This window comes from Streptomyces sp. XM83C (assembly GCF_023072675.1).
In the GTDB taxonomy this organism is placed as follows: domain Bacteria; phylum Actinomycetota; class Actinomycetes; order Streptomycetales; family Streptomycetaceae; genus Streptomyces; species Streptomyces thermocoprophilus.
Window position 1 is genome coordinate 12,009 of record NZ_JALLGL010000044.1, and the last position, 17,389, is coordinate 29,397.

At 73.1% G+C, this 17,389-nt stretch carries 14 protein-coding genes and 2 rRNA genes; 4 read left to right on the plus strand and 12 right to left on the minus strand.

Features of this window, described 5'->3' with window-relative positions; all coding sequences use genetic code 11:
• Positions 1 to 226 precede the first annotated feature (226 nt).
• Together MTQ10_RS07990 and MTQ10_RS07995 are read left to right on the plus strand one after the other, a co-directional pair.
• A complete protein-coding gene (locus tag MTQ10_RS07990) occupies positions 227 to 2,029 on the plus strand; it encodes a glycoside hydrolase family 15 protein (protein WP_247463842.1) in 1,803 nt (600 codons plus the stop codon).
• 106 nt (positions 2,030 to 2,135) lie between these two features.
• Complete coding sequence (locus tag MTQ10_RS07995; protein WP_247463814.1) at positions 2,136 to 3,779, plus strand: PucR family transcriptional regulator; 1,644 nt, start codon at positions 2,136 to 2,138, stop codon at positions 3,777 to 3,779.
• 21 nt (positions 3,780 to 3,800) lie between these two features.
• Here MTQ10_RS07995 and MTQ10_RS08000 read toward each other — a convergent pair whose 3' ends face one another.
• The 5 genes from MTQ10_RS08000 to MTQ10_RS08020 all read right to left on the minus strand — a co-directional run bounded on the left by MTQ10_RS08000 (position 3,801) and on the right by MTQ10_RS08020 (position 9,456).
• Positions 3,801 to 4,904 (minus strand): glycosyltransferase family 4 protein, encoded by a 1,104-nt coding sequence (locus tag MTQ10_RS08000; RefSeq protein ID WP_247463816.1) that lies wholly within the window; start codon positions 4,902 to 4,904, stop codon positions 3,801 to 3,803.
• A gap of 626 nt (positions 4,905 to 5,530) precedes the next feature.
• Positions 5,531 to 7,249 (minus strand): DNA repair protein RecN, encoded by a 1,719-nt coding sequence (gene recN, locus MTQ10_RS08005; protein ID WP_247463844.1) that lies wholly within the window; start codon positions 7,247 to 7,249, stop codon positions 5,531 to 5,533.
• Positions 7,250 to 7,404: 155 nt separating this feature from the next.
• Positions 7,405 to 8,310 (minus strand): NAD kinase, encoded by a 906-nt coding sequence (locus MTQ10_RS08010; protein WP_247463819.1) that lies wholly within the window; start codon positions 8,308 to 8,310, stop codon positions 7,405 to 7,407.
• Positions 8,307 to 9,122, minus strand: a complete 816-nt coding sequence (locus tag MTQ10_RS08015) for a TlyA family RNA methyltransferase (protein ID WP_247463822.1) — start codon at positions 9,120 to 9,122, stop codon at positions 8,307 to 8,309. The genes MTQ10_RS08010 and MTQ10_RS08015 overlap by 4 nt, the downstream gene beginning before the upstream one ends.
• A 7-nt stretch (positions 9,123 to 9,129) precedes the next feature.
• Positions 9,130 to 9,456, minus strand: a complete 327-nt coding sequence (locus MTQ10_RS08020; protein ID WP_247463825.1) for a hypothetical protein — start codon at positions 9,454 to 9,456, stop codon at positions 9,130 to 9,132.
• A gap of 42 nt (positions 9,457 to 9,498) precedes the next feature.
• On the opposite strand from MTQ10_RS08020, the gene MTQ10_RS08025 reads away from it, so the two are divergent.
• Entirely contained in the window at positions 9,499 to 9,846 is a 348-nt protein-coding gene (locus MTQ10_RS08025) for a sterol-binding protein (protein ID WP_247463827.1), read from the plus strand.
• Between the two features lie 46 nt (positions 9,847 to 9,892).
• Here MTQ10_RS08025 and MTQ10_RS08030 read toward each other — a convergent pair whose 3' ends face one another.
• The 4 genes from MTQ10_RS08030 to MTQ10_RS08045 all read right to left on the minus strand — a co-directional run bounded on the left by MTQ10_RS08030 (position 9,893) and on the right by MTQ10_RS08045 (position 14,125).
• Complete coding sequence (locus tag MTQ10_RS08030; RefSeq protein WP_247463829.1) at positions 9,893 to 10,879, minus strand: ABC transporter ATP-binding protein; 987 nt, start codon at positions 10,877 to 10,879, stop codon at positions 9,893 to 9,895.
• Positions 10,840 to 11,910 (minus strand): FecCD family ABC transporter permease, encoded by a 1,071-nt coding sequence (locus MTQ10_RS08035; protein ID WP_247463831.1) that lies wholly within the window; start codon positions 11,908 to 11,910, stop codon positions 10,840 to 10,842. The genes MTQ10_RS08030 and MTQ10_RS08035 overlap by 40 nt, the downstream gene beginning before the upstream one ends.
• The gene (locus MTQ10_RS08040; RefSeq protein WP_247463833.1) at positions 11,907 to 12,950 is read right to left on the minus strand and encodes a FecCD family ABC transporter permease; all 1,044 of its coding nucleotides are present in this window, start codon (positions 12,948 to 12,950) and stop codon (positions 11,907 to 11,909) included. The genes MTQ10_RS08035 and MTQ10_RS08040 overlap by 4 nt, the downstream gene beginning before the upstream one ends.
• A 143-nt stretch (positions 12,951 to 13,093) precedes the next feature.
• Positions 13,094 to 14,125: an HAD hydrolase-like protein gene (locus MTQ10_RS08045; protein WP_247463834.1), complete on the minus strand. Its 1,032-nt coding sequence runs from the start codon at positions 14,123 to 14,125 to the stop codon at positions 13,094 to 13,096.
• An 83-nt stretch (positions 14,126 to 14,208) separates the two neighbouring features.
• Here MTQ10_RS08045 and MTQ10_RS08050 point away from each other — a divergent pair, with 83 nt between their 5' ends.
• Entirely contained in the window at positions 14,209 to 15,501 is a 1,293-nt protein-coding gene (locus MTQ10_RS08050) for a DUF1015 domain-containing protein (RefSeq protein ID WP_247463836.1), read from the plus strand.
• 86 nt (positions 15,502 to 15,587) lie between these two features.
• Here the strand turns inward: MTQ10_RS08050 and MTQ10_RS08055 are convergent, their stop codons facing one another.
• The 3 genes from MTQ10_RS08055 to MTQ10_RS08065 form a co-directional block, all read right to left on the minus strand.
• Positions 15,588 to 16,322 carry a hypothetical protein gene (locus MTQ10_RS08055; RefSeq protein ID WP_247463846.1) on the minus strand — a complete coding sequence of 245 codons (735 nt, stop codon included), beginning with the start codon at positions 16,320 to 16,322 and terminating at the stop codon, positions 15,588 to 15,590.
• A 741-nt stretch (positions 16,323 to 17,063) separates the two neighbouring features.
• Positions 17,064 to 17,180 (minus strand): 5S ribosomal RNA (gene rrf, locus MTQ10_RS08060).
• 104 nt (positions 17,181 to 17,284) lie between these two features.
• Positions 17,285 to 17,389: ribosomal RNA gene (locus tag MTQ10_RS08065) — 23S ribosomal RNA — on the minus strand; the annotation flags it as partial.

Sequence of the window (17,389 nt, forward strand, 5' to 3'; positions counted from 1 at the left end):
ACACTCGCTGCCGAGCCCGGCCGGGTCGCACGGCACCACCCCAAGCCCGCAGATCACCGGAACAACGAGAGCTCGTCAGTTCGTTGAGCAGTAATTGTGGTTTTGCCACCGGAGCTGAGCGCCTGCTTTGCTTCACCGCTCGACGACGCACTACAACGACCCCCCTTGACCGCACTAGCGACAGCCCCGTTCGCGGGGTGACGTGGCCGTTCGACTGGAGTTGCACGTGGCCGGGCGCATCGAAGACTACGCACTCATCGGAGACATGCAGACCGCGGCGCTGGTCTGCCATGACGGCACGGTGGACTGGCTGTGCCTGCCGCGCTTCGACTCGCATGCCATCTTCGCCGGCCTGCTCGGCACCGAGGAGCACGGCTTCTGGCGGCTCGGCCCGGCGCACGCCTCCGACATGGAACCGCCGGTCGCGGCGCGCCGCAGCTACCGCGGCGACTCGCTGATCCTGGAGTCCGAGTGGGACACCCGCCGCGGCACGGTCCGGGTGATCGACTTCATGCCCCCCAGGGACGGCGCGCCGCAGCTGGTGCGGATCGTGGAGGGCGTCTCCGGCCGGGTGCCGATGCGCTCCGAGCTGCGCATGCGGTTCTCGTACGGCCGGGTGGTGCCGTGGGTGCACAAGCACGAGGGCCGCACGGTCGCCGTCGCCGGTCCGGACTCCGTCTGGTACGACACCGAGTGCGAGACCTACGGCAAGTCCCTGACGACGTACTCGGATTTCGTCGTGGGCCCCGGTGACCGGATCGCGTTCACCCTGTCCTGGCAGCCCTCCCACCGGGCGGCGCCGCCGCTGCCGGAGCCGGAACAGTCGCTGGAGGCGACGGAGGACTTCTGGCGCGGGTGGGTGGAGCAGTGCACGTACCACGGCCCCTACCGGGAGGCCGTGATCCGCTCCCTGATCACGCTGAAGGCCCTCACCTACGCCCCGACCGGCGGCATCGTCGCCGCGCCCACCACCTCCCTGCCGGAGGACATCGGCGGCGTCCGCAACTGGGACTACCGCTACACCTGGCTCCGCGACGCGGCGATCACCCTGTCGTCGCTGCTGCGCACCGGCTACCGCGAGGAGGCCCGCGCCTGGCGCGAGTGGCTGCTGCGCGCGGTCGCCGGCGACCCGGAGAACCTCCAGATCATGTACGGCATCGCCGGTGAGCGCGAGCTGGGCGAGGCCGAGCTGGACTGGCTGCCCGGCTACGAGAAGTCGGCGCCGGTCCGGGTCGGCAACGGCGCCGCGCACCAGCTCCAGCTGGATGTGTACGGCGAGGTCACCGAGGCGCTGCATCTGGCCCATATGACGGGTCTGGCCCGCAACGACTACGCCTCCCTGCTCCAGCTGAAGCTGATCCGCTACCTGGAGGACCACTGGCAGGAGCCGGACGAGGGCATCTGGGAGGTGCGCGGCCCGCGCCGCCACTTCGTGCACTCGAAGGTGATGGCCTGGGTCGCCGTGGACCGCACCATCAAGCTGATCGAGTCCGGTGACGCGGACGGCCCGCTGGAGAGGTGGCGTCAGCTGCGCGACGACATCCACCGGGACGTCTGCGAGAAGGGCTACGACAAGGAGCGCAACACCTTCACGCAGTCGTACGGCTCAAAGGAACTGGACGCCAGTCTGCTGCTGATCCCGCAGATGGGTTTCCTCCCGCCGGACGACAAGCGGGTCATCGGCACCATCGAGGCGATCCAGCGGGAGCTGTCCACCCCGGACGGTTTCATCCTGCGCTACCCGACGCAGGGCCACGACGAGGGCGTCGACGGGCTGCCCGGCGACGAGGGCGCGTTCCTGGCGTGCTCGTTCTGGATGGCGGACGACCTGGCGATGATCGGCAGGGTCGACGAGGCCCGCAAACTGTTCGAGAAGCTGCTGTCGCTCCGCAACGACCTCGGTCTGCTGGCGGAGGAGTGGGACCCGAGGCTCAAGCGTCAGGTGGGCAACTTCCCCCAGGCGTTCAGCCACGTCCCGCTGATCGACACGGCCCTGCGGCTGACGGCGTCGGGGGCGTACGGGGGCTGACGGCACCCCGCGGTCCGGGACGACGAGGGGCGTGCGCACCGGCGCGGGCCCCGGTCGCCGTACCCGGGAATGGTTGCGGGGGCGTCCGCGCAGGTAGCGTCGCCGCATGGACAGCCGCACCGATCACCGATTCGACACCCAGGGCGCGGGGATCACCGTGCAGCGTGCGCTGGAGCTGCCGGGGCTGCGCAGCGGACTGCCGGAGGTGCTGGCGGGCGCCGACCGGCTGCAACGCACCGTGCGCTGGGTGCACGCGGGTGAGGTCCCGAACATCGCCTCGCTGCTGAAGGGCGGCGAGCTGCTGCTGACCACCGGGTACGGCCTCGGCACGCGGCCGGCGGAGCAGCGGGCGTTCGTGCGGACGCTGGCCGAGCGGGGCATCGCGGCGCTGGTGATCGAGCTGGGCCCCCGGTTCGCCCAGCTGCCCGCCGCGCTCGTCGACACGGCCCGCGCGGCGGGGCTGCCGCTGGTGCAGCTGCACCGCGAGGTGCCGTTCGTGACGGTCACGGAGGAGATCCACACCGAGATCGTCAACGGGCACTACGCGCTGCTGCAACGGGCGGAGGAGGTGCACCGACGCTGCACGGAGGCCCTGCTGGGCGGGGGCGGGGTCCCGCAGGTCCTGGCGATCCTGGCGGACTTCTGCGGCAACCCGGTGTTCCTGGAGACCCCCGACGGCCGGCTGCTGTACGCCGCGGGCTCCGGCCCGAAGGGCGCGGACCCGCTCCAGGTGTGGGAGGGGCTGCGCGGCCATCACAAGGAGGCACCGTCGGGTTCGGTGCTGGTGGAGGTGCCGGGCGGCGGTCCGGGCACGGGCGCGGGCGCGGTGCGGGCCCGGATGGTCCTGCTGCCGGTGCGTTCCCCGCTGGCGCCCGTGCACCGTATCGCCGCGGAGCGGGCGGCGGGCATCATCGCGGTGGTGCTGATGCAGGCCCGGCAGGAGGAGGAGCTGGCCGCGCGCGGGCGCGGTGACTTCCTCACCGACCTGGCGGAGGGCCGTATCGCCCCGGAGGACGCCCCGGCGCAGGCCCGGGTACTGGGGTTCCGGCCTGCGGCGGGCCCGCTGCTGCCGGTCGTGATGCGGCTCGGCGACACCCTGTCCCCCGGCGGCGGCTGGGCGGTGCTGGCGCGTGCGGTGGCGGAGGAGCTGGCCTCGGTCGGGGTTCCGGTGCTGCTCGGGGTACGGCCGGTGGAGGGCCGCGTCCTGGTGCTGTTGGGGCTGCGGTCCGACTCGGAGCGGGCGGCGGTCGCGGACCGGGTCGCGGCGGCGCTGCGGGCCGGGGTGGAGCGGGCCGGGATGCAGCGGCCGGGCGCGCAGCCGCCTGTGGTCGTGGTCGGTGTGGCCGGCGGCTGGGCGGCGGCCTCGGCGGGCCTCAGGCACGCGGCGGAGACGGCGACCGCCGCGCAGGGCCTCACCGACCGGCCCTGGTACGACGCCCGGCGCCTGGACATCGACCTGCTGCTGTGGCGGCTGCGTGACCATCCGGACCTCGCGGCGTTCGTCGACCGGGCGATCGGCCCGCTGCGCGACCACGACAGCCGCTCCCGGCCGCCGCTGCTGCCGACCCTGGAGACGTATCTGGCGCACGCCGGCCGCAAGGCGGAGACGGCACGCGAGCTGCACCTGAACCGGCAGACGCTCTACAACCGCCTCGCGCGGATCGGGGAGCTGCTGGGCACGGACCTCGACGACCCGCAGACGGTCCTCGCCCTGAGCCTGGCGCTGCGGGCCCGACGTCACGTCGGGTGAGCCGGGTCGCGGCGGGGATGCTCAGAGCAGCGGCTGAGGCTGCGTCAACTCGTCGTACACGCTGAGCACTTGTGCCACGGTCTCGTCCTCCGTCGGCCAGGTCGCCGCCTGCCGGGTGCCCCGGTCCCGCAGTTCCTCGCGGCGCTCCGGGTCGTGAAGGAGGCGTACGACGGCTTCGGCGAGGGCGTCCGGGTCGCGGCGCGGGACGAGCTCGGCGGCGTCGCCGACGAGGTCGCGGATGCCGTCGGCGTCGGCGGCGACCAGCGGCACGCGCGCGTGCAGGGCCTCCTGGGCGAGGACCGAGCGCGCCTCACGGCTGCCCGGCACCAGAGCGAGGTCGGCGGCGGCGAGCAGTTCGGCCAGGTCGTCACGGTGCCCGAGCAACTGGACCGGCAGTTCCTCGTCCTCGATCCGGGCCTGCAACGCCGCCCGCTGCGGCCCCTCGCCCGCGATCACCACCAGCGGCGGCGGGTCGAGCGACCGCCACGCCCGTGCCGCGTCCAGCAGCACGTCGTACCCCCGGATGCGGTCCAGCGAGCCGACGGCCAGCAGCAACGGCCGCCCCACCGCGCCCAGTTCGGCCCGCAGCTTGGCACGGTCGAGCCGCTCGGCGGTACCCCTGCCCGGCAGCGACACGGCGGCGAGTCGCGCGTCCTTCGCCCCGATACGGCGGGCCCTGTCCACCAGGTCGGAGCTGGTGCCCAGCACGACGGTGGCGGTCCTGGCCACCCGCCGCTCCAGCAGCCGCAGGAACTGGGCCCGGGCGCCTTCGGCGTGCGCGTGGTTGTGCCAGGTGACGACCAGCGGCGTGGTCCGTCCGCTGAGCGCGAGCACGGCCCGGAACGAGGCGTGCAGTCCGTGCGCGTGCACCAGGTCGGCACCGGTGCAGGCCGCCCGCAGCGCCGCGACGGAGGCGGGATCGCTGCGCCGGGGCACATGGATGTGTCCGGCTCCGGTTCCTGTGAAGTCGTAGGCGTGATCCGCCTCGATGGGGGCGCACACCGTGACACGCACGCCCCGTGCGACGAGCCCGGCGGCCAGGGAACGCACATGGGCGCTGCTACCGGCGTTGCCTCCGCCGAGCACCTGCACGGTGCGCAGCGGGGATGGGCTGGTCGGGGTCACGTGGCCGGGCTCCTGGTTCGGCGGCGGCTGGGGGACGGTCACGAAGAAACGTACAGAAGGATCACGCGCCGGGAGTGAGCCGCGCGGATGCCCCCCGTACCTGCCAAGGATGCCAGCACGTACGGATGTTCCGGCACCACCGGGGGCGCAAACCCCCGACCCCCTCACCCCCACATCACCCACAAGAGTGACCCAACCCACCCCGTCCCTGGGCGGGAGGTCCGTCACGACTCAGCGCCGGGGGGAACGACGCCGCCCAGGGCGCGGGGGAACTGCGCGAGAACCACCCACGCACCGGCACGTCGAAACCGCAGTCACCCGCCCACCACCTCTGGGGCGCGGGGAACTGCGCATCAGGGGCGCGGGGAACTGCGCATCAAGGGCGCGGGGAAACTGCGCGAGAACCTCCCACGCACCCGCAAGCCGAAAACCCACCGCAGACACCCCCATGGGGGCGCGGAAAACTGCGCGACCCACCACAACGCACCGGCAGGTGCGCATCACCGCACCGGCGCGCGGGGGGCGCATCACCGCACCCCCGCTCCCCAGGGCCGAGGCCGCCGGCGGCACGCCACTTCACGAACAGGTCGCCCGCATCCCCCGCCCCGCTCCCCAGGGCCATAGCCCTAGACCTCGGCCCGAGCCGCCGCCAGCAGCTCCTCCGCATGCGCCCGCGCCGTCTCCGAATCCTCCTGCCCCGCCAGCATCCGGGACAGCTCGCGGATCCGCTCCTCCCCCTCCAGCACCTTCACCCCGGACCGCGTCACGGACCCGTCGTTGGTCTTCTCCACGAGCAACTGCCGGTCGGCGAACGCGGCCACCTGCGGCAGATGCGTGACGACGACCACCTGCGCGCTGCGCGCCAGCTTGGCCAGCCGCCGCCCGATCTCGACGGCGGCCTTGCCGCCGACCCCGGCGTCGACCTCGTCGAAGAGGTACGTCGGCACAGGGTCGGTCCCGGCGAACACGACCTCGACGGCGAGCATGACGCGGGACAGCTCACCGCCGGACGCGCCCTTGGCGATGGGCCGGGGCGGCGCCCCGGGGTGGGGGGCGAGGAGCAGCTCGACCTCGTCGGCACCGGACGGCCCGTAGGCGACGGTGCGCCCGCCGACCTCCACACCGTCGGGGTCCTCGGTCTGCCGGATGTCGAAGGACACGCGCGCGTGCGGCATCGCCAGGGACGCCAGTTCGGCGGTGACGGCGGCGGCGAACCGTCCGGCGGCCTCGGTCCGTGCGTCCGTCAGGGCCTGGGCGAGCCCGCCGAGTTCGGCGCGCAGGGCGTCGCGTTCGGCGGTGAGTTCCTCGATGCGGTCGTCGTCGCCGTCCAGCTCGGTGAGGCGGGCGGCGCCCTGCTGGGCCCAGGCGAGGACGGCGTCGATGTTCTCGCCGTACTTGCGGGTGAGCCCGGTGAGGGCGGCGCGCCGTTCCTCGACGGCGGCCAGCCGCAGCGGGTCGGCGTCGAGGTCGTCGGCGTATCCGGCCAGCTCGCCGGCGACGTCGCCGAGCAGGATGCCGATCTCGCCGATGCGGTCGGCGAGCGCGGCGAGCGCCGGGTCGTGCGTCCGGACGGCCTCCAGGGCCCGCTGGGCACCGGCGACAAGGGTGTTGGCGTCGATGCCCTCGGGGTCCTCGGGGTCCCCCGCGAGGGCGCGGTGGGCGGCGTTCGCGGCGGACGCGAGCGCTTCGGCGTGCCCGAGCCGCTCGGCCTCCTCGGCCAGCTCGGCGTCCTCACCGGGCCGGGGTTCCACGGCGGCGATCTCGTCGAGCCCGAAGCGGAGCATGTCGGCTTCCTGGGCCCGTTCACGCGCGCGCGTGACGATCTCGTCCAGCTCGGCGGAGACGGCCCGCAGCCGCTTGTAGGCCTCGCGGTACTTGGCCAGGGGCACGGCCACCGCGTCCCCGGCGTACCGGTCGAGCGCCTCGCGCTGCCGGGACAGTTTCAGCAGGCCCTGCTGGTCGGTCTGCCCGTGGACGGCGACGAGGTCGTCGGCCAGTTCGGCGAGCAGTCCCACGGGCACGGACCGTCCGCCGACGTGCGCCCGGGAGCGCCCTTCGGCGGACACGGTACGGCTGATCAGCAGCGCCCCGTCGTCCAGCTCGGCCCCGGCCTCCTCGGCCCGTACGACGGCGGCGGCGTCGGGGGGCACGGCGATCCGTCCCTCGACGACCGCCTTGTCGGCGCCGATCCGCACGAGGCCCGCGTCGGCGCGCCCGCCGAGCAGCAGTCCGAGGCTGGTGACCACCATGGTCTTGCCCGCGCCCGTCTCACCGGTGACGGCGGTGAACCCGGGCGACAGCTCGACGACGGCGTCGTCGATGACACCGAGCGACCGTATCCGCATCTCTTCCAGCACGGTGAAGACCTTACGAGGTCGAGGCGGCGGTGTGCGACCGCCCCACCCTTGTCACCCGCGTGAGTGGCACCACGGGCGCCCGGCACGGGACGCCGCCGCACCGGCCCCGGGGGCACCTCGCCTCGCGCCACGGACGCAAGGGCCTAGTGAGGCGCCCCCCGCCACCCCGACACCGGCAGCGCGAACTTCGCCACGAGCCGGTCCGTGAAGGAGGAGTGGTGCAGCCGCGCCAGCCGCACCGGCACGGCGCCCCGCCGGACCTCCACGCGGGCGCCCGGCGGCAGCTCGACGGTGCGCCGGCCGTCGCACCACAGCACGCCGGGCGGGATGTGCGGCAGCACCTCCACCGCGAGCACCGAGTCGGGCGAGGTCACGAGCGGTTTCGCGAACAGCGCGTGCGCGCTGATCGGCACCATGAGCAGGGCCTCCACCTCGGGCCACACGACGGGCCCGCCGGCGGAGAAGGCGTACGCGGTGGAGCCGGTCGGCGTGGACAGGACGATGCCGTCGCAGCCGAAGCCGGTGACGGGCCGCCCGTCGATCTCCAGCACGACCTCCAGCAGCTTCTCGGCGCCGGCCTTCTGCACGGCGGCCTCGTTGAGTGCCCAGTCGGTGTGCACGATGTCGCCGTTGCGGTGGACGACGACGTCGACGGTCATGCGCTCCTCGACCTCGTAGGAGCGCGCCACGACCCGGTCGACGACCTTCTCCAGGTCGTCCCTCTCGGCCTCGGCGAGGAACCCGACGCGCCCGAGGTTGACGCCGAGCATCGGCACTCCGGAGGCCCGTGCGAACTCGGCGCCGCGCAGCAGGGTGCCGTCACCGCCGAGGACGATCAGCAGCTCGCACCCGTCGAGGCACTGCGGGGTGGCCTCCTTGACCAGCTCCACCTCGTCGGGCAGGGGCAGATCGCGGGCTTCGGCCTCCAGGACGCGCACCCCGATGCCGGACCTCAGCAGTCCTTTGACCACGAGCTCCGCACTGCGAATCGCCGCAGGCCTTCCCGTGTGGGCGAGCAGGAAAACAGTACGAGCTCGATTCTGCGTCAACGCGGCCCCTCCGCCACTGCACGGTCAACATCGGCCGGGTCCAGGGCGGGCGCCCCGGAACGCAGCCACAGAAAGTACTCGACGTTGCCGGACGGCCCGGGCAGTGGGGACGCGGTGACACCCTTCACCCCGAGCCCCAGCTCCCACGCCTTCTCGGCGACGCCCCGCACGGCTTCCGCCCGCAGTTGCGGACTCCGTACGACTCCCCCGCTGCCCAGCCTCTCCTTGCCCACCTCGAACTGCGGTTTGACCATCATCACCAGGTCGGCGTCCGGTGTCGCGCACCGCGCCAGGGCCGGCAGCACCAGCCCCAGCGGGATGAACGACAGATCGCCCACCACGAGTTCCACCGGCTGCCCGTCGATGGCCTCCAGCGTCAACTCGCGTACGTTGGTACGGTCCTTGACGGTGACGCGTTCATCGCTCTGCAAAGACCACGCGAGTTGGCCGTATCCGACGTCCACGGCGACCACGTGCGCGGCCCCGGCCCGCAGCAGGACATCGGTGAAACCGCCGGTGGAGGCGCCGGCGTCCAGGGCGCGGCGGCCCTCGACGACGAGTCCCCGCGGGACGAAGACCTTCAGCGCCCCGGCCAGTTTGTGCCCCCCTCGGGAGACGTAGTCGGGGTCGCTGTCGTCGGCGGCGACGACGATCGCGGCCGCGGTCTCGACCTGGGTGGCCGGTTTCGTGGCGACGGTCTTGCCGACGGTGACCCGCCCGGCGGCGATCAGCTGGCTGGCGTGCTCGCGGGAGCGCGCGAGCTTCCGGCGGACCAGCTCCGCGTCCAGACGACGGCGTGCGACTCCTGCCACGTTCGGTTCAGCTCCTGCTCTGGTACGGCGACTGCGGCGACGGCGCCGGAGGGGACGCCGTCGGGTACGACGAGGGGGGCGCCGGAGGTCCCGGGCGGGCGTCGAGCGCGGTGAGCGCGTCACGCAGCCCCCGGTGTACATCCTCGTACACCTCGATGTGTCCGTCGGTCGTGAGGTGGTCGGCGTCGGCGAGCCGCTCCAGGGCGGCGTCGACGTCGGCGTTGCCGGTGGGGGTGCGGGGCACGCCCAGCGGGGCCGGCGCGAAGGGGTCGTCGTCGGGTCCGACCGGCGCCGGGTGCCAGGCCGCCTGCTCGTCGGGCTCGGTGTCGCTCATGCCCAGACGCTACCCCGAAGGCCTGGGGTACCGTCGATCGCGATGGCCACGATCGAGGAGTGCCGTACCGCACTCGAAAAGCTTTCGGACAGCATGGGGCGGGCGGAGGGCGACGTCCGTGAGGCCGCCGCGCTGGACCGCTCGGTGAGCTGCCACATCACCGACCTGGACGTCACGTTCGTCGGCCGGATGACGGACGGCCGGATCCGGGTGGACGGCACCGTGCCGGGGCTGCCGTCGGAGAGGGCCCAGATCAGGCTGGCCATGGCCGGGGACGATCTGGTCGCCCTGGTGGCGGGCGAGCTGCACTTCGCCAAGGCGTGGGGTTCGGGCCGGGTGAGGCTGGAGGCTGGCCTGCGGGACCTGTTCCGGCTCCGGAAGCTGCTGTGACCGCCCTGCCGGCCTTGCCCGCCCCGTTTCGGCTGTCCGGGCCTTCTCAGGAGGCCTCTGCCGCGGCGGTCCGCTCGGCGGCGCGGGCCGCGCGCGCCTTGCGTGCCGCCGGCACCACCAGCGGCGTACCGGTCTCCGGGTCGTCGATGATCTGACAGCGCAGACCGAAGACCTCCTCCACCAGCTCCGCGGTGACCACCTCGGCCGGCGTGCCCTGGGCGACGACCCGGCCCGCCTTGAGGGCGATCAGGTGGGTGGCGTAGCGGGCGGCGTGATTGAGGTCGTGCAGGACGGCGACGAGGGTGCGGCCCTGTGTCTCGTGCAGCTCGGCGCACAGGTCGAGGACGTCGATCTGGTGCTGGATGTCGAGGTAGGTGGTCGGCTCGTCGAGGAGCAGCAGCGGGGTCTGCTGGGCGAGCGCCATCGCGATCCACACGCGCTGCCGCTGTCCGCCGGACAGCTCGTCGACGTACCGGTCGGCGAGTTCGGCAACGCCGGTCTGCCGCATCGACTCCTGCACGACACGCTCGTCCTCGGCGGACCACTGGCGCAGGATGCCCTGGTGGGGGTAACGGCCGCGGCCGACGAGGTCGGCGACGGTGATGCCGTCCGGGGCGATGGACGACTGCGGCAGCAGCCCCAGCGTCCGCGCGACCTTCTTGGCGGGCATCGACTGGATGACCTGCCCGTCGAGCAGGACGCGGCCCTGGCTGGGCTTGAGCATCCGCGACAGGGCCCGCAGCAGCGTCGACTTGCCGCACGCGTTCGGGCCGACGATCACCGTGAAGGAGTGGTCGGGTATCTCCACCGACAGGTCCTCGGCGATGACCCGCTGGTCGTAGGCGAGGGTGACGTTCTCGGCGGACAGACGGTTCACGATGCTCCTCGGGGTGTTCGGCCCGCTCGGGTTGTTCGGTCCACTCGGGGTGGGCGCGCCGGTCGACGGCACGGGCGGCTCGACGGGGGTGCGCGGCCCGGTCGTCCCTCCGGCGCTCATATCCGGCCCGCCCGGCGCTCGGCGACCAGCAGCCACAGCAGGTAGAGGCCGCCGATGACGCCGGTGACGACGCCGACGGGCAGCTGGTCGGCGCCGAAGGCACGCTGGGAGACCCAGTCCGCGGTGACCAGGAGCGCGGCGCCCATGCACAGGGACGGCACGAGGTTGGGGCCGGGCGAGCGGGTGAGCCGCCGGGCCAGCTGGGGCGCGGTCAGGGCGACGAAGGAGACGGGCCCGGCGGCGGCGGTCGCGGCCGCGGTCAGCAGTACCGCGGCCACCATCAGCAGGGCGCGGACCCGTTCGACGCGGACGCCGAGCGCGTTGGACAGGTCGTCGCCCATCTCCATCATCCGCAGGCCACGCGCGTTCACGAGGACGAGCGGCACGAGCACCGCGCACAGCGCGGAGAGCGGTCCCACCTGCTCCCAGCCGCGGCCGTTGAGGGAGCCGGTCATCCACACCACGGCCCGGGCGGCGTCGACGAGGTCGGCCTTGGTGATCAGGTAGCCGTTGACGGCGACGGCGATCGCGTTGACGCCGATGCCGACGAGGACCAGCCGGTACCCGTGCACGCCCCGCTTCCAGGCGAGCAGATAGATCGCGGCGCCGGTGGCCAGGCCGCCGACGAGCGCGCCGACGGTGACCGCTCGGGCGCTGCCGGACATCAGCACGATCACGACGAGCGCGCCGGCCGTGGCGCCCTGGCTGAGGCCGAGCACGTCGGGGCTGCCGAGCGGGTTGCGGGAGATGGACTGGAACAGCGCGCCGCCCAGCCCGAGCGAGGCGCCGACGAGCAGCCCGACGAGGACGCGCGGCAGCCGCAGCTGTTCGACGATGAACTCCTGCCCGGGTTCGCCGTCGCCGAGCAGTGTCTTCACGACGTCCCCGGCCGGGATCGGGAAGTCGCCGGTGCCGATCAGCACGACGCTCGCGGTGAACGCGGCCACCAGCAGCAGCACGACGACGACCAGGGCGCGGACGTCCAGCCGGAGGGAGAGCCCGCCGGGGGTGCGCAGCACACGGCTGCCCGGGGCCGGGCGGCGCCCGTTGTTCGGTGCGGTCTTCACAGCTGGGTCGTCCTCCGCCGTCGTACCAGGAAGATGAAGACCGGCCCGCCCAGGACCGCGGTCACGATGCCCACCTGCACTTCGGCGGGCCGGGCGAGAACCCGTCCGAGGACATCGGCGCCGAGCAACAGCACGGGCGACAGGACGGCCGCGTACGGCAGGATCCAGCGCAGGTCGGGCCCGGTGAAGGAGCGCACGACGTGCGGCACCATCAGCCCGACGAACATGATCGGCCCGCAGGCCGCGGTGGCCGCCCCGCACAGCACCGTGGCGGCGAGCATGGCCAGCGCCCGCGTACGGCCGAGGTGCGCGCCGAGCGCCTTCGCGGTGTCGTCGCCCATGGCCATGGCGTTCAGCGACCGGGCGAGCGCGAGGGCGAGCAGCGTGCCGGCCGCGATGAACGGCCAGACCTGGCGGATGGTGAGGTCGGTCGCGGTGTTCAGCGAACCGACCGTCCAGAAGCGCATCTTGCCCAGCGCCGCATCGTCCATGATCATCACGGCTTGTACGAACCCGTAGAGCGCGGCGGTGATCGCCGTGCCGGCGAGGGCCAGCCGTACGGGTGTGGCGCCGCGGCTGCCGCCGAGGAACCACACCAGCGCTCCCACGACGGCGGCGCCGAGGAACGCGAACCACACATAGCCGGTGAGGCTGGTGACGCCGAGATAGGTGATGGCCGTGACGACGGCCGCGGAGGCGCCGGCGTTGATGCCGAGCAGGCCGGGGTCGGCGAGCGGATTGCGTGTCAGGGCCTGGAGCACGGCTCCGGACAGGCCGAGGGCGACACCGGCGAGCAGTCCGAGCAGGGTGCGGGACAGCCGATCGTCGACCACGGTGTCGCCGTAGGTCCCCGTGGCCTGGAACAGCCCGTGCCAGACCTGTTCCAGGGAGAGCTGCCGCGCGCCGATCGCGATGCTCGCCACCAGTACGGCGGCCAGGGCCGCCACGGCGACGAGCAGCCCGGCGGCGCGTATCGCCCGGCGGCTGGGAGGCGCGGACGGGACTTCCGCGCGCGATTCGGGAGGACTCTCGACCAACACGCAGTTAGGTTAGCCTACCCTGCCATCAGGAACGATCCGCGTGGCACGGATCACCGGCGCACACCCCGGCGCACCCCACCCCGCGCGCTCCGGCCCCCTGGCGAAGCGCCGCACGCCTGCCGCCCCTGCCGCCGGGCGGGCCCTCACAGCCCCAGCCGCGCCAGTGCCTTCTCGCCGTCGAGCGCGCAACTGCCGTAGCCGGCCGCCGTCCACGCCGCCGCGCACAGCGCCCGCAGACCGTCCAGCACCTCCCCGTCACCGTCGAGTTCCAGCCGCGTGTCCCCCGCGGTCGCCGTCCAGCCACCGCACCGGAAACCCTCGCCCTCCTCGACGACGTCCGGCTGCCCGGTGAGCAGCCCCCGCAGGTCCGCGTCCACGTACGTCGGACGGTGCTGCGGCGGCGCGGCCAGCAGCCGCGCCCCGTCGGTCACGCCGGTCAGCACCAGCAGCGAGTCCACGCCGCCGTTGAACGCGCCCTCGATGTCGGTGTCCAGCCGGTCCCCCACCACCAGGGGCCGCTTCGCCCCGGTCCGCAGAATCGTCTCCCGGTGCATGGGGGGCAGCGGCTTGCCCGCGACCTGCGGCTCGGCACCGGTCGCGATCCGCACGACTTCGACGGCGGCGCCGTTGCCCGGGGCGATGCCCCGCCCGCTGGGGATCGTCAGGTCGGTGTTGGACGCGAACCACGGCACGCCCCGCCCGACCGCGAAGCTCGCCTCCGCGAACCGCGCCCACGTCAGGTCCGGACCGCCGTACCCCTGGGCGACGGCCGCCGGGTCGTCGTCGGCGGACTCCACCGGCTGAAGTCCCCGCTCCCGCAGCGCGACCCGCAGCCCCTCACCGCCGATGACCAGCACCCGCGACCCGGCGGGCACCTGCTCGGCGATCAGCCGGGCGACGGCCTGCGCCGAGGTGATGACATCGTCCGCGGCGGTCGGTATGCCCAGCTCGGTCAGGTGCGCGGCCACCGTGTCCGGCGTCCGCAGCGCGTTGTTGGTGACGTACGCCAGATGCATGCCGCCCGCCCGCGCCCCGGCGAGGGACTCGACGGCGTGCTTGATGGCGTGTCCGCCCGCGTAGTACACCACCCCGTCCAGGTCGAGCAGCGCCGTGTCGTACGCCTCGCTCAGGGCCTGCCCACTGCCCTCGGGCTTCGTCCTGACGCTCCGGCTCATTCCGCATCGCTCCTCGTACGCTCGGGTTTCCCCTCGATCATCCCCCATGCCACCGACAGCGCCCCGACCCGTACGATGCCGGGATGAACATTGCAGGTCACTCGGAAGCAACGGCGCCCCGAGGCCTGGAACTCACCCCGTTCCGAGGCCTGCGCTACGACCCCGACCGGGTCGGCAGCCTCGCCGCCGTGACGTCCCCGCCGTACGACGTCGTCGTCCGCCCCGACGGCCTGCACCATCTGGAGGCCGCCGACCCGTACAACATCGTCCGTCTGATCCTCCCGCAGGCCCGCACCCCCAGCGCCCGCACCGAGCAGGCCGCCGACACGCTGCGCCGCTGGCTCGCGGAGGGGGTCCTCACCACGGATCCCGAGCCCGGCCTGTACGTCTACGAGCAGAGCGACGGTGAGGGCCTGCTCCAGCGCGGCCTGATCGGCGCGCTGCGCGTCTCCGAGCCCCGCGAGGGTGTGGTCCTGCCCCACGAGGACGTCATGCCGCATGTGGTCGCGGACCGCGCGGCGCTGATGCGAGCGACGGCCGCCAACCTCGAACCGCTGCTGCTGACGTACCGCGGCGACGGCAGCACCCCGGCCACCTGCGATCTTGTGGAGGCCGCGGCCGGCCTCCCGCCGCTGCTGGCCACGACCACGGAGGACGGCTTCAGCCACCGCCTGTGGTCCATCACGGACCCCGCCGATGTGGCACGCATCCAGGCCGAGCTGGCGGGCTGCCAGGCCCTCATCGCCGACGGCCACCACCGCTGGGCGACGTATCGCACGCTGCGCGCGGAGCACCCTTCCCCCAGCCCGTGGGACTACGGCCTGGTGCTGCTGGTGGACACGGCCCGCTATCCGCTGCGGGTCCGGGCCATCCACCGTCTGCTGCACGGCCTGCCCGTCGGGGACGCCCTGGCGGCCCTGCGGGACCTGTTCCGCGTACGACACCTGGAGGTGCCGCTGCCGGAGGCGCTGGCCGCTCTGGCGGACGCGGCGGGCGCGGGCAACGCCTTCCTGCTGGCCGGCGACGGCGCCTTCCACCTCGTCGACCGCCCCGACCCGGAGCTGCTGGCCCGTACGGTGCCCGCGGATCGTCCTTCGGCGTGGCGGACCCTGGACGCGACGGTCCTGCACGCCACGCTCCTCGACCATGTGTGGCACATCCCGGAGGACGATCCGAACCGGATCGCCTACATCCACGACACGGCCGCCACGGTGGAGAAGGCCGAACGCGACGGCGGTACGGCGGTGCTGCTGCACCCCGTGCGCGAGGAGGTCGTACGCGAGCTGGCCCGCCAGGGCGTCACCATGCCCCGCAAGTCGACGTCGTTCGGCCCGAAGCCGGCGTCGGGCCTGGTGCTGCGCGCACTGGACCTCTGAAGGGCACCTCGCGAAAACCAAAAAGGAGGGGGTGGGACCCGGACGGATCCCACCCCCTTCGGTTGTTCGCGTGCCGCCGCGCCCGGTCAGTCGTCGGTGGCGTCCTCGTCACCGTCACTGTCGACGTCGTCGGCCTGGGTCTCGTCGAGCGCGTCGACGAACTCCACGCCGTCCAGCTCCGCGAGCCGGTCGGAGGCGTCGGTGCTGCCGTCCCGGTCGGCCTCGACGGCCTTGGCGAACCATTCGCGGGCCTCGCCGCGCCGGTCGGCGGCGAGCAGCGCGTCGGCGTACGCGTACCGAAGGCGCGCGGTCCACGGCTGCACGGAGTTGGAGGCCAGCTCCGGGCTCTGCAGCGTCACGATGGCCGCGTCGAGCTGCCCCATGTCACGCCGGGCGCCGGCCGCGACGAGCCGCATCTCGACCTGCCCGGCCTTGTCCAGCTTGTGCACCTCGGGGGCGCCGGCCATGTCGAGGGCCTTCTCGGGCCGGCCGAGGCCGCGCTCGCAGTCGGCCATGACGGGCCACAGGTCGACGCTGCCGGTCATCCGCCGCGCCGCCCGGAACTCGGCGAGGGCCTCGCCGTACTTCTGGTTCGCGTACGCCGCGAATCCGGCCGCCTCACGTACGGCCGCGACTCGGGACGCCAGCCGCAGCGCCACCCTGGAGTAGCCGTAGGCGCCCTCGGGGTCGTCGTCGATCAGCCGGGCCACCATCACCAGGTTCTTGGCGACGTCCTCGGCGAGCGTCTTGGGCAGGCTCTGGAGCTCCTGCCGCACGTCCTTGTCGATCTCGTCGCCCGTGACGTCCTCGGGGATCGGCAGCCGCTTGATCGGCTCGCGGTCACGGTCCCGCTCGTCACGGAACCGGCCGCCGCCACGCCGGTCGTCCCGGCCGCGGAAGCCGCCGGGCCGCCCGCCACGGTCGTCCCGACGGGGCCCACGCCCACCTCGGTCGTCCCGCCCACGGAACCCGCCACGCTCACCGCCACGGAAGCCGCCACGGTCGTCACGGCGATCGTCCCGCCGGTCATCGCGGCGGAACCCGCCACGGTCCCCGCCGTCCCGGCGGTCGTTGTCCCGGCGGTAGGAGGGCCGGTCCCCCCGGTCATCACGGCGGAAGCCACCACGGTCACGGTCGTCGCGCTGCCCGTAGCCACCACGGTCGTCCCGCCCACGGAATCCGCCGCGGTCGTCACGGCGATCGTCCCGCCGGTCGTCACGGCGGAACCCGCCACGGTCATCACGCCGATCGTCTGCCCGCCGGTCACCGCGGTCGTCGCGCCGGCCGTACCCGCCACGGTCGTCCCGTCCGCGGAACCCGCCACGGTCGTCACGGCTCCGGAAGTCACGGCGGTCGCCGCCTTCCCGACGTTCGTTGTCGCGCCGGAAGCCCCCACGGTCGTTGCGGTTCCCACTGTCCCGTCGCCGCTGGTCGCGCTCCGGTCGGTCGTCGGGAGAGTTGGTGGACATGGTGACTCCTGTCTTAGGTACCGCAAGCATTGTAAAAACGAAAGGACCCCTGGTCCCAGCTGAACGCTGGTGACCAGGGGTCCTCCAAAGATTGTTCGGCGGCGTCCTACTCTCCCACAGGGTCCCCCCTGCAGTACCATCGGCGCTGTAAGGCTTAGCTTCCGGGTTCGGAATGTAACCGGGCGTTTCCCTCACGCTATGACCACCGAAACCCTAATGGTTTCGAGCGAACAAGCACACTCTTTAGTTATGCGTTCTGCTCAATACCGGCAACGGTCGTTGCCTCAGAACTAACACAGTGGACGCGAGCAACTGAGGACAAGCCCTCGGCCTATTAGTACCGGTCAACTCCACCAGTCACCTGGCTTCCATATCCGGCCTATCAACCCAGTCGTCTACTGGGAGCCTTACCCCATCAA

Bases quoted from the DNA above. Each gene is read 5' to 3' on its own strand.
- MTQ10_RS07995 (WP_247463814.1), top strand. From the start codon at position 2,136: ATGGACAGCCGCACCGATCACCGATTCGACACCCAGGGCGCGGGGATC.
- recN (WP_247463844.1), bottom strand. From the start codon at position 7,249: ATGCGGATACGGTCGCTCGGTGTCATCGACGACGCCGTCGTCGAGCTG.
- MTQ10_RS08020 (WP_247463825.1), bottom strand. From the start codon at position 9,456: ATGAGCGACACCGAGCCCGACGAGCAGGCGGCCTGGCACCCGGCGCCG.
- MTQ10_RS08025 (WP_247463827.1), top strand. From the start codon at position 9,499: ATGGCCACGATCGAGGAGTGCCGTACCGCACTCGAAAAGCTTTCGGAC.
- MTQ10_RS08045 (WP_247463834.1), bottom strand. From the start codon at position 14,125: ATGAGCCGGAGCGTCAGGACGAAGCCCGAGGGCAGTGGGCAGGCCCTG.
- MTQ10_RS08050 (WP_247463836.1), top strand. From the start codon at position 14,209: ATGAACATTGCAGGTCACTCGGAAGCAACGGCGCCCCGAGGCCTGGAA.